At 63.3% G+C, this 11,945-nt stretch carries 10 protein-coding genes; 6 read left to right on the forward strand and 4 right to left on the reverse strand.

Annotation, left to right across the window (positions count from 1 at the left end; all coding sequences use genetic code 11):
• Positions 1-341: 341 nt before the first annotated feature.
• Positions 342-2,792, forward strand: a complete 2,451-nt coding sequence (locus tag IEV62_RS05765; protein WP_188445917.1) for a TonB-dependent receptor — start codon at positions 342-344, stop codon at positions 2,790-2,792.
• Between the two features lie 58 nt (positions 2,793-2,850).
• On the opposite strand, the gene IEV62_RS05770 is transcribed toward IEV62_RS05765, so the two are convergent.
• From IEV62_RS05770 to IEV62_RS05785, 4 genes are read right to left on the reverse strand one after another with little or no spacing between them, the layout of a single operon-like run.
• Positions 2,851-4,401, reverse strand: a complete 1,551-nt coding sequence (locus IEV62_RS05770) for a tetratricopeptide repeat-containing sulfotransferase family protein (protein ID WP_188445918.1) — start codon at positions 4,399-4,401, stop codon at positions 2,851-2,853.
• A 33-nt stretch (positions 4,402-4,434) separates the two neighbouring features.
• Positions 4,435-5,340 (reverse strand): response regulator, encoded by a 906-nt coding sequence (locus IEV62_RS05775; protein ID WP_188445919.1) that lies wholly within the window; start codon positions 5,338-5,340, stop codon positions 4,435-4,437.
• On the reverse strand, positions 5,333-6,907 hold the full coding sequence (locus IEV62_RS05780) for an ATP-binding response regulator (protein ID WP_229732840.1): 1,575 nt from the start codon (positions 6,905-6,907) through the stop codon (positions 5,333-5,335). The genes IEV62_RS05775 and IEV62_RS05780 overlap by 8 nt, the downstream gene beginning before the upstream one ends.
• Positions 6,858-7,724 (reverse strand): MBL fold metallo-hydrolase, encoded by an 867-nt coding sequence (locus IEV62_RS05785; RefSeq protein ID WP_229732841.1) that lies wholly within the window; start codon positions 7,722-7,724, stop codon positions 6,858-6,860. The genes IEV62_RS05780 and IEV62_RS05785 overlap by 50 nt, the downstream gene beginning before the upstream one ends.
• Positions 7,725-7,929: 205 nt before the next feature.
• Here IEV62_RS05785 and IEV62_RS05790 point away from each other — a divergent pair, with 205 nt between their 5' ends.
• The 5 genes from IEV62_RS05790 to IEV62_RS05810 are packed head-to-tail and all read left to right on the forward strand — an operon-like array spanning position 7,930 to position 11,945.
• Positions 7,930-9,024 carry a putative urea ABC transporter substrate-binding protein gene (locus IEV62_RS05790; RefSeq protein ID WP_188445967.1) on the forward strand — a complete coding sequence of 365 codons (1,095 nt, stop codon included), beginning with the start codon at positions 7,930-7,932 and terminating at the stop codon, positions 9,022-9,024.
• A gap of 13 nt (positions 9,025-9,037) precedes the next feature.
• Positions 9,038-9,850 carry an ABC transporter permease gene (locus IEV62_RS05795; protein WP_188445921.1) on the forward strand — a complete coding sequence of 271 codons (813 nt, stop codon included), beginning with the start codon at positions 9,038-9,040 and terminating at the stop codon, positions 9,848-9,850.
• Complete coding sequence (locus IEV62_RS05800; RefSeq protein WP_188445922.1) at positions 9,847-10,629, forward strand: ATP-binding cassette domain-containing protein; 783 nt, start codon at positions 9,847-9,849, stop codon at positions 10,627-10,629. Before IEV62_RS05795 ends, IEV62_RS05800 begins: the two co-directional genes overlap by 4 nt.
• Positions 10,630-10,641: 12 nt before the next feature.
• Positions 10,642-11,127 carry a CopG family ribbon-helix-helix protein gene (locus IEV62_RS05805; protein WP_188445923.1) on the forward strand — a complete coding sequence of 162 codons (486 nt, stop codon included), beginning with the start codon at positions 10,642-10,644 and terminating at the stop codon, positions 11,125-11,127.
• Entirely contained in the window at positions 11,127-11,945 is an 819-nt protein-coding gene (locus tag IEV62_RS05810; protein WP_373868558.1) for an urea amidolyase associated protein UAAP1, read from the forward strand. Before IEV62_RS05805 ends, IEV62_RS05810 begins: the two co-directional genes overlap by 1 nt.

Below are 11,945 nucleotides of genomic sequence, written 5' to 3' on the forward strand. Positions count from 1 at the left end.
CGACACCAAGTCTCCCCGGCAAATTATCGCATCCCGGGCGACAGCGTCATACGTCATCGGACGTATAGCCGGTCTCAGCATGGGCGACGCGATCACTCGCCCGCAACTGGCAAGGCGCGGGGAGAGATCATCCTTTAGTCGGAATCGGCCCCTGCGCCCCGTTGCGACTGCGGTCGCTGGCTGGGTTTGCCGGCCTAACCCGCCGGGTTCCTACGTTAAACGCCCCATTGGCGACCCTCGCATTGCCCCCATACTCCTCACTCTTGCCACGCACCGAAAAGGGCGGGCCGATCATGCCGGGAGGATCGAGGCTACGTGTGCTGATTACATAAGGGGGACTAATGACCACTACGTTCAAGATCAGGGCAGCTCTGCTGTCGGCCAGCGCCCTGGCCGGTCTCGGTGTCGGCGCCCCGGCGTTTGCCCAGACTCAATTGACCGCGCCCGATGCTGCCCCCGGCAGCGCCAGCAACCCCGATGCCGCCGCTGCCAGCTCCGACGACATCGTCGTGACGGCGACGCGCCGCAACACCACATTGGCCGACGTTCCGATCAACATTACGGCAGTGGGTGCCGCGCAGATTGAGGAGCAGCGGCTCCATGACATCCGCGACCTGGCCGATTTCACCCCTGGCGTAACGATCAACCAGACCGGTCCGCGTGCCACCGGAACGATCGTACTGCGCGGCCTTTCCGCCAACGAGACCAGCGATTTCGGCAGCAATGCCGACCGCGCCGTCGCGATCTATCTCGGCGAAGTGCCGTTGTACCAGGATTTCAAGCTGCTCGATCTGGAGCGCGTCGAAGTCCTGCTCGGTCCGCAAGGCACGCTGTACGGCGCGGGGACGCTGGCCGGTGCGATTCGCTACATTCCCAAACGCCCCAACACCACCGCATTGAGTGTCGATGCGCATATTCGCGGTTCGACCGTCGACCAGGGCAGCCAATTCGGTTTCCAGGGCGATTTCACGGTCAACCTCCCGATCGTGACCGACCATGTCGCACTGCGCAGCACCGCCGGCTATTATTACGAACCGGGGTTCATCGACAATCCGTTCATCCTGCAGACGCCGGGCGTGTCGTTGGCGCAGCCGGGCGGCAAGAACAATACGACGGTGACGCCGGCGCAATATAGCGCGAATTTCAAATATATTAAGGACGTCAACTTCGAACGGACCTGGACCACGCGCAACACCTTGCTGCTCGAGGCGAATGACAACATCAAAGGCTATCTGACCTTTGCGTTCCAGCAGATCAAGACCAATGGTCGCCAGTCGAACGGTGCCTTCCAGTTCAACACCGGCCAATATTCCGAACCGGTCCGGTTTCTCGAACCGTCGGATCGGCGCGCGTATCTCTACGCGTTCGAATTGCAGGCAAACCTGTTCAACGTGGCGCAGTTGGTGTCGTCTTCAGCTTACACGCTGCAGCGGAACAACAATATTTCAGAAAACACCGATCTGCTGCTCGATCTCAATTACAGCTATGAAGCGTTCCCGGCGTTCTCGTCTTATGCCAAAGGGTCACGTCGCAACGAGCAGTTCACGCAGGAAGTGCGCCTGGTTTCGACCCATGGCGGGCCGCTCAGCTGGACCGTTGGCGGGTTCTACAACAAGCTGAAACAGTTTGGCGACCGCCAGGAATACACGCCCGGTTTCGCAAGCTTCATCAACTCGCCGCGCAAGGACGATCTCGAATATATCTCGTTCTTCGACAATTCGAATACCGAAAAGGCCGTGTTCGGCGAAGCGACATTGAAGCCGACCAACGCGTTCCAGATTACCGGCGGCGTGCGATACTATAAATATGACGCGACCGCGCGCGGCGGCACCGATCTGCCGCTGTTCGGCGGTGGCCTGACCCGAACCCCCTACCCGCTGATCCAGTTTGCGCCATCGCGCGTGAAGTCGGGCACGTCCGGCGCGGACGGCTTCGTCTACAAGGCCAATGCGTCGTACAAATTCCGCGAGGGCCTGTTGTTATACGGGACTTATTCGACCGGATATCGCATCGGCGGACCCAACACCGTACCGCCGTGCGTCCTGCCCTTGGCACCGGGCCAGAACGTCTGCGCGCTGCCGAACGAACTGTTTTATCAGCCGGACAAGACCTACAATAAGGAAATCGGCGTTCGCGCCAATCTGTTCGGCGGCCGCGTGACCGTCAATCTCGATGCCTACCATATCATCTGGAAGCAGCTGCAAGTCGGTAGCCAGACGGTCAACGGCGCGGTCGGCATTACCACCAATGCCGGTGCGGCGGTATCGAAAGGCATCGAGTTTACCGGGACCGCGAATATCACCGATAAGCTGAAAGTCTCGGCGACCTATGCCTATCTCGATGCCCATCTGACGCAGAACGCGCCCGGGCTGATCGTGGTTGGCAGCACCAAGTACACCGCCTTTGCCGGCGATCGTTTGCCGGGATCGCAAAAGCATTCGGGCAGTTTCGGCGCGACCTATACCCAACCGCTCGACAACGGAGCGAAGCTGGCGTTGAACTGGACGCTCACCTATCATGGCGATCAGTTCACCAAGACAGGCAATCGCGGATTTGGCGAGGTGATCCCGGATTACGTCCTGAACCGCGGATCGCTCACCTATCGCACCAAGCGTTATGATTTCAGCATCTATGCGCTGAATATCTTCAACCAATATGCGATCAGTTCGGTGGGTAACGATTTCAGCAAGATCGGCCCGCAAAATACCGACTACGGCATTTCGCGGCGCTATTACAGTTATGCCGTGGTGACGCCGCGGACGATCGGGGTCGAGGCGAGCGTACACTTCTGATCGAGCCCCGGGCTTTCCGCCACACGGCGGCAAGCCCGGGAAGCCGCCGTGTGCTTATTCAGACCGAAATTGCCGCATCGTCAAAGAACGCGCGAACGGGCGCAAGGTCCGCTTCATGCGCGCGCCAGCGTTCGACCGAATCGCGGTACATCGGGCGGCGCACCTGGGCGGCACTCGGGGTGGCAACGGCGGCGCTGTTGGTGTGGAAACCGAGCGCAGCATCGGTCCAGTCGAGCCCGCAATGCGCGAACAAGCGGCGGCTTTGCTGCTCCTGATCGGCCACGAGATCCTCGTAGCGCAGTTGCAGGATCCGGCCGGGCAACAGCGTCTCCCAAAACGTCATGAGCCGATCGAACCGCGCGAAGTAGCGCGCCGTGTCGAGCAGATCATGGCTGTAGGCGTAATAGGCCGACGTCGTTGCAAACAGGTTTTTGTAATTGCTCCACACCGTATCCATCGGATTGCGGCGCAAGCAGACGATGCTCGCCTGCGGAAGCGCGCGGGCGATGTGGCCGATGTGCAGGAAGTTCGCCGGAAGCTTGTCGATGAAGCGGCCATCCACGCGCCGCCGATGCTGGACGGCATGCGCAAGATAAGCACGGCCAACCGCATCGGGCGACAGGGCGCCGGAGGCGAAGAGCGTTTCGGGATCGGTGACGAAGCGCGAGCGGGTTCCGCTCAATTGCTTGATCGCGAGCGGCATCGCCTGGAGTTCGCCGGCGCTGTGCACCTGCGGATGTGAGGACAGGATGCGGTCAACCAGCGTCGTGCCGGTGCGCGGCATGCCGGTGATGAAGATCGGCGCTTCCGTTACCTGGCTTGAACCGCTGAAAAAGTCGGGCTTGCGAAACGCCGTTTCGATCGCGTCGAAGATCGCGGCATCGCTGGAAAAATCATAGGCGGTTCGCGCCTTGTGCGCGGCGTTGGCAGCGGACAAGTGCCGAAAGGCCGGTTGCGGCTCGCCAATGTCGTCATATTCCTTGGCCAGCGCATAGCGGATGCGCAATGCATCATCGGGCGACGACGCGGCGGCCAGCACCGCCTCGAGCCGGGCGATATGGTTCGCGGTCGGGCTCGCTTTGGCGAGGCCAGACAGCGCATAATGCGCCCGCCCGTGACGCGGTGCGCGCGCCAGAATCGCTTCATAGTGCGCGGTAGCCTCCACCGTGCGCCCGAGGAACCCCAGCGCCAACGCGAGATTATAGCGATACTCCAGATTGCCACCGTCGCGCGCGACGGCCGGTTCGAAACAGCGCAATGCCGCCTGATGATCGCCGAGCCGGGCATGGATGTTCCCGATCGTATCGAAGGTCAGCGCATCGTCCGGCCCGGCCGCGAGCGCCGCTTCGGCGGCCACGCGCGCCTCGCCATCGCGACGCACCAAGATCAGCATCCGCGCCTTTTGTGCGAGATATTCCGCCCGCGGTGCGATCGCGATGGCGGCATCGAGCTGCCCGATCCCGACCGTGACGCGTCCCTGTAGCGCATCGGCGAGGCCGAGCAGGAAATGCGCCTCGGCTGGGTCGACCACGCCCTGCGCCAGCGCCCGCGCGCGCACCGCATCCCCCGCGCCGATCGCGTGTCGCGCCGCTTCACTGCGAGGATCCATCAGACACTTTCTTTCGGAGGAGGAATCATCGGCTCAATTGGTCAGTGTTCTTACCGCTGCGACGGCGGCGGAAGCGCGATTTTCGATCCCCATCTTTTCGAAAATCTGTTCGAGATGCTTGTTGACGGTGCGTGGGCTGATCCCCAGGATTTCGCTGATCTGTCGGTTCGCCTTGCCACGGCTGATCCACAGCAGCACTTCGGCCTCGCGATCGGTCAGACCGTGGCGGGCGGCCAACACGCGTTGTTCCGCGCCGTCGAGCAGCTCGGCAATCCGAAACAGCCACGGATCGGATCCGCCCTGTCCAAGCAACGTGAATTCGAGATCGCCGCCGGAAATGGCCTGTCGCACGGTGCGATGGTCACCACTGCCGCACAGCTGAACGAGCGTGGCGATAAAGGCGTCGGGCAGGCCTGCGTCTCCGAAATGCCTGACCAGAATCGCCATCGCTTGCGGAGTCGACCACGATATTGCGCCGTTGCGGTCGAGCGCCAGCAACGACCGCCCGCTCTGGTCGAGCGCTGCCTGACTACCCTTGGTGATGCGCGCATTATCGAGATGGACTCGGATCCGCGCGAGCAATTCTTCGACGATAACGGGTTTATGGATGTAATCGACGCCACCAGCGGCCAAGCCGCGAACCACATGCTCAGTCTCGGTCAGCCCGGTCATGAAGATCACCGGGACATGCGGCAGACGCGGATCGGCCTTGATCCGCTGCGTCGTCTCGAAGCCGTCCATCACCGGCATCATCGCATCCATGATGACGAGATCGGGCACGAACAGCGCCAGCGATTGCAGCGCAGCGGTACCGTCGCTGGCGACCACTACCGTCATCCCCGCCCCCTCCAGCGCGGCGGTCAGGAAGCTCAGCGATTCGAGCGTATCGTCGACGACCAAAATGGTGGGCCCGGGCGGATGGCGCGGCGCGTCAGCCATATTTGTCCAAAAGGGCGAGAAAGGCTTTGAGATCGAAGCTGCGCAGATGCCCGCGCAACTGTTCGACGAGCGTTACGCTGGCGGGAAATTCGGCCGCGAGCCCATCCAGCGCCGCAGCGATATTGCGGACATGCCCGATCCGGCCAAGATGGCGCAATTGCGCAAGGCTCGCCGATGCACCGTCAAGATTCGCGATCGGCCCCGGTGTTGTGCGCGTGCCCGGCTCGTCCGCGTCCCACGCAATGCCGAGTTGGCCGGCGACGGCGTCGAGCAGCGCGTCCAGTTCCACCGGCTTCAGCACGAAACCGTCATGCGCGGCCGCGCCGTCGCCACCGGCGGCGAATTCCTGAGCGTTGGCGGACACCATCAGGATCTTGAACCGATGTCCCTGATCGAGCGCGCGCAGCTGCTTGGCGACCTGCCACCCGGTCAGGCCGCGCATCTGGATATCGAGCAACACCAGATCGGGGGCGCAGCGCGCGGCCAAGGCGATCGCGTCCTCACCGCCCGATGCCGCAAAGACAGCGAAGCCCAACGGCTGCAACAAGCCTTGCAGCACGGTCAATTGCGCCGGATCGTCATCGACGAGCAGGATCGTACGGCGGTGACCGGTATAACCCGTGATCGACCGCCGTCGCGCCGTCGGTGTCGGCGCGTTGCTGACCTCGGCGAGCATCAGGCGTAGCCGGAACACGCTGCCCGTGCCGACCGTGCTGGACACCGACACATCCCCGCCCATGACCTCGGCCAACACCCGCGTGATCGCGAGACCCAGTCCAGTGCCGGGCTGGCTGAGCGCCACGTCCGAACTGCCGCGGTTGAACGGTTCGAAGATGGCCTCGATGTCTTCGGGCGCAATGCCGATGCCGGTATCCGAAATCTCGAACTCGGCGATCAAGCCGCGATAACGGACTTTCAGCGTGACTGTCCCGCTTGGTGTATATTTGACGGCATTGAACAGCAAATTGACCAAGACTTGGCGCAAACGCTTTTCATCGCCGCGGACGTGCGTCGGCAAATTGGGTGCGGCGGCATAGTCGAAGTTCAGCCCCTTCGCCTCCGCCTCGACCCGCACCAACGCCACGATCGCCTCGAGAAACTCCGGCAGGGGTACGATGTCGCGGTTCAGCTTCTGAACGCCGCTTTCGATCCGCGAGATATCGAGCAGCCCATCGACGATGTTGATGAGATGTTCGCACGATCGGCGGATCACCCGCGCGGCATCGACTGGGTCGATTGCGCCCTTGCGTTCGAGCAATTGCGCATAGCCATAGATCGCGTTCAACGGCGAGCGGATTTCGTGGCTGACCCCGACCAGATAGCGTGTCTTGGCGGCATTGGCGGTTTCGGCGGCGGTCCTGGCCTTTTCCAGCGCGGCCACGGTCGCGGCATGCGCGGCGTTCGTCTCGGCCAGCCGATTCTGCTGCGCATCGCTCGCGGGTTCGACGGGGCGGCGGCGGTCGCGCATCACCACGCGCTGCCCGCTGGCCGGTCGCAATGCGGCAAGCGCGACGCCATCAGGAATGTGGCCGTGGCGGGCGCGGGTAGACGATGAAATCGCCTTCATTCGCGAGCGCGGGTGCAGCCGCCACGCGGTGGACGGCCGCCTGCAGTCGCGGCACCGCCGACGCCGGCAATTCGAGCGGGTGTTCGTCGGGGTGCGTCGCCGCCTGCATCGCATAGTCTTTGCCGGCGGTGTTGGTCATCTCGATATGCGTCCCCAGCAGCAGCGCGATCCGGTGGGTTTTGGCGAAGGCGGCGACGCGGTCGGCGCTCGCCACGAACGCCGCGAACTGATCGGTCGGGACATACAGCCGCCCGGAATAGAGCATGTCGCCCGAAAACAGGAGTTGCGTGCGTGGATCATAGACCATGATGTGCGCTGGTTCATGCCCCGGCGTCGGAATGATCGAAAGCATGCGCCCACCCAAATCATAGGCGGCGATATCGTCGGGCCAGTGCGCCACGCCGAAAAATTTCGCGACGTCCTCGGGCTTCAGCCCGATCACGGTCGTATTGGGCCGCGCGGCGAATTCGCTGTCCCCCTGATGATGATCGCCGTGGCTGTGCGAGTGCGCCACGATCAGCGGGATCGACGCGCGATGATGCTCGGCCAGCCACTGCGCGATTACCGCGTCGACCGCCGGGCGAATCGCCAGACCGCCCGCGCCGGTGTCGATCAGCAACGCGCGATCGCGACCGAACAACACATAGAGGAACGGCGCTTCGAAATTGGTGCGTACCGATTGCCGGATGACGAAGGTGTCGCGGTCATAGCGTTGCACCTGTGTCTGCGGCTCGACCGGGGTCGTGCCGTCGATCCAGTGCGCGAACGGATGCGGACGCTTGGTTGCTCCCGCGGACGACGGAACGAGCGCGCTCACGGCGAGGGAAAACGTCAGCGAAAAAGCTGCGAAGCGGTACCCAGCCGACATTTGGTGTCTCCCTACCCATCGTTGACGCAGTGCACAAAAAGATGGCGCTCGCCCGTCGACACAAGTAAGGGTTATTACGGATTGGATCAAACGTAATATTATTCTGTCGTATTTGACCCTTGGCACACACAGCAGCCGTTCTGGAGAATCGATGATGGCGCACTGGTTTCCCAAGACTCGCACCGGCGCTCGACTCGCTGCGATGGTGGTGGCGGCGCTCCTGTTACCGTCGTGTTCGCAGCCCGCAGGCGCGCCCAAGGGGCGCACCGAGTTCAAGATCGGCTGGTCGATTTATGCCGGGTGGATGCCCTGGCCCTATGCGCAGCAAGCCGGGATCGTGAAGAAGTGGGCCGACAAATACGGGCTCAAAATCGAGATCATACAAGTCAACGACTATGTCGAATCGGTCAATCAATACACCGCGGGCAAGCTCGACGGTGTGACGGTCACCAATATGGACGCGCTCACTATTCCCGCGGCGGGCGGCAAGGACACCAGTGCGGTGATCATCGGCGATTATTCCAACGGAAATGACGGCGTTGTTTTGAAGAACGCGGCGTCGCTTGCGGACATTAAGGGCCGAACGGTCAATCTGGTCGAGCTGTCGGTGTCGCACTATCTGCTCGCGCGCGGTCTGGAGACGGTCAAACTCGGTTTGAAGGACGTGAAGACGGTCAACACCGCGGATGCCGATATCGTCGGGGCCTTCGCTGCACCGATCGTCACGGCGGCGGTCGCCTGGAACCCGCAGCTCAACGAAATGAAGAAGGCGCCCGGCGCGGTGCTGGCGTTCGATTCATCGAAGATTCCCGGCGAAATCCTCGATCTGCTCGTGGTCGACAAGGCAACGCTCGCGGCCAATCCCAATCTCGGCAAGGCGCTTGCGGGGATTTGGTACGAGACGATTACGCTAATGCAGCAGCAGGATGCCGCCGGAAAAGCCGCGCGTGCCGCAATGGCGAAACTGGCGGGGTCGACCGCCGCCTCGTTCGACGCGCAGCTCTCCACAACACATCTCTATGCGACGCCAAAGGAAGGCGTTGCCGCCGCCGCCGACCCCGCGCTGATCACGACCATGACGCGCGTGCGCGATTTCAGCTTCTCCAAGGGCTTATTCGGTCCGGGCGCGAAATCGCCCGATGCGATCGGCATGTCCTTCCCGGCGGGCAAGACGCTGGGCCAGGCGGGCAATGTGAAGTTGCGCTTCGACCCGACCTTCATGCAGCTCGCTGCCGACGGCAAGCTGTAGGACGGGCCGCAGCGTGCGACTGGTCAACATCCGGCCAACGCGGCGCACGACGGCGCTGCTGGGCGCGGCACCGCTGATCCTGCTGGTCCTCGCCTATCTGGTGGCGTCGGCGAGTCGCCACGCCTTCAATCCAGCCGACAAGATCCTGCCGACGCCGGGCGCGATGATCGCCGCGATGCGGGCGCTGGTCATCGAACCCGATGTCATGACGGGCGAGCGCCTGTTCTGGTCTGACACCTTTGCCAGCCTCGAGCGGCTCGGGCTGGGGCTGGCGATCTCGACACTGTGGGCGCTGATCGCGGGACTGATTTTGGGGCTGATCCCGCTCATGCGCGCGACCTTTGGGGCCTTGGTGACGACGGTCGCGGTGATCCCGCCGATCGCGCTGTTGCCAATCCTGTTCATCGTCTTCGGCCTTGGCGAATCCGCCAAGGTTGCGTTGATTGTCATCGGCATCCTGCCGCTGATGATCCGCGATATCGCCGCGTATGTGGAATCGCTCCCGCCGGAACAGATGATCAAGGCGCAGACCTTGGGCGCGAGCAGCTGGCAACTCGCGCTGCGCGTGGCCCTGCCGCAAGTCATGCCGCGCTTGATCCACGCGGTGCGCTTGTCGCTGGGCCCCGCCTGGGTGTTCCTGATCTCGGCCGAGGCGATCGCCTCGGATGTCGGGCTCGGTTACCGCATCTTCCTGGTCCGGCGCTATCTGTCGATGGAGATCATCCTGCCCTATGTGGCGTGGATTGCCTTGCTCGCGATCGCCATGGACTGGGTGCTGCGGCAGATCAGTCAGCGCGGGTTCGCCTGGGCGCACGGCGCGCGATGACGGCGATGATCTCCCTCCGCAACATCTGGGTCGAATATGGCGACAAGATTGTGCTGGAACGCGTCAATCTCGACATCGCCGAGCGGTCGTTCGTGTCGATCGTCGGACCGTCGGGCGCAGGCAAGAGCACGCTGCTGCGCCTGTTGTTGGGGCAGGAAGCGCCCAGCCGCGGCCAGATCCTGCTCGACGGCGTCCCGCTCAAGCCGGAATGCGGCCCCGACCGGGGCGTCGTGTTCCAGCGCTATTCCGTGTTTCCGCACCTCGATGCGCGACACAATGTGCTGTTCGGGCTGGAATGCGCGGCGGCACCGCTGACCGGGCGCTTGTTCGGTGCCGCGCGTCGGGCCGCGCTCGAAGAAGCCGACGCGATGCTGGCGGCTGTCGGCCTGGGCGACAACGGCCATGTCTTTCCCGCGCAAATGTCCGGCGGGATGCAGCAACGCCTTGCGATCGCGCAGGCGCTGGTCAAGCGCCCGCGCATCCTGTTGCTCGACGAGCCGTTCGGCGCACTCGACCCCGGTATTCGCGGCGACATGCACCGCCTCATCACACGATTGTGGCGCGAACAGGCGCTCACCATCGCTATGGTGACGCACGATATCGAGGAGGCGTTCGCGCTCGCGACGCGGGTGCTGACGCTCGACAAGCGGCGGCACGATCCGCACGCGCCGCACCGCTTCGGGGCCACTGCGGTCTATGATCTCGTGCTTGATCGTCGCGTGAAAGCCGAGATTGAGGCGATCAGAAGTATTACGATCGACGAGAATGATAATAACTGAGACGGGTGTCGCATGAGTGAAGATTCTGCTTTGAAGGGCCTTTCCCGATTGAGCATGAGCTTGCCGACGGAGCTATACCGTCAGCTCGACGTCATGGTGCAGGAGCGTGGCTTGCCGTCGCGGTCGCAGATGATCGCCGAGCTGATCCGCCACGAGCTTGCCGACCATGGCGAGGTGGAGCATCCCGACGCGCTGCTCGCCGGGACGATCACGCTGGTCTATCGCTCGAACATGGGGCGGGTGCGCGAATTGCTCGCGCAGACCCAGCATGAATATCTGAAAGAGGTCATTTCCGCTCAGCACGTTTTCCTCGAGGACGAGCAATCGCTTGAAGTGTTGTTGGTGCAGGGACCGGCGGCCCGGCTGCGCGATCTGTGCGATGCGTTGCGCAAGGTGCGCGGCGTTCAGCAATTGCGGCTGTTCACCACCACCGCGCTGCTGCCGCCGCTCCACGAGCAAGTCAGCTTCAAAAGTGCCAAGTCAAGAAAGGCCGCATGATGGTTGCGCTGAACGATCCGCTCGCCGCGCGCGCCCATGCGCGCGCGATGGAAGGCGACGTCGCCGATGCGATGCCGATCCTGCCGCCGGTCGCCGACGATGTGCCGGCCGGGGTCATGCCCGAGGATGTGCTGTGGGAGGAACGGATCGCGGGCGGCGGCTATGCCTCGCGTCGGCTGAGCCGCGGATCGCGACTGCGCCTGATCGATCTGGACGGCGATGCCTGCGCGTCGATCCAGCTGTTCAACGCCGAGCTACCGACCGAGCGGCTCAACGTTGCCGATACGGTCAAGATTCAATGGAACGCCTATCTCGGCACGGGCAAGCTGTTGCTGTCCGACATGGGCCGCGTGATGATGAGCATCGTCAGCGACGATGCGGAGACGCACGACGCGTTTTGCGGTGCGTCCAACGCGGCATCGAATGCGCGGACGTATGGCGATGGCAGCAATTCGGGCGCGTTTCCCAATGCGCGTGATCGGCTGGTGCTCGGGGCGGCGAAACACGGTCTGGGCCGTCGCGACGTCCACCCCAGTATCACCCTGTTCAAGGGCGTCACGATCGCGGCGGACGGTGCCACCGTGCCCGTGCTCGGGCCGTTCGCACCGGCGCGCGCCGTCACGCTGCGCGCCGAGATGGACGTGATCGTGGTCATCGCCAACTGCCCGCACGTCCTCGACACCCGCCCGTGGAGCGTGACGCCGCTGCGCGCGACCGCGTGGCGCGGCGCGATGGCCGATGCGCAGGATCCGATCCGCAACGCGACGCCGGAGGGACGCCGCGCCTTTCTCAACGTCGATGATTATTGCCGCCGCTAG

The sequence above is a fragment of the Sphingomonas psychrolutea genome, assembly GCF_014636175.1.
GTDB classification, from domain to species: Bacteria; Pseudomonadota; Alphaproteobacteria; order Sphingomonadales; family Sphingomonadaceae; genus Sphingomonas; species Sphingomonas psychrolutea.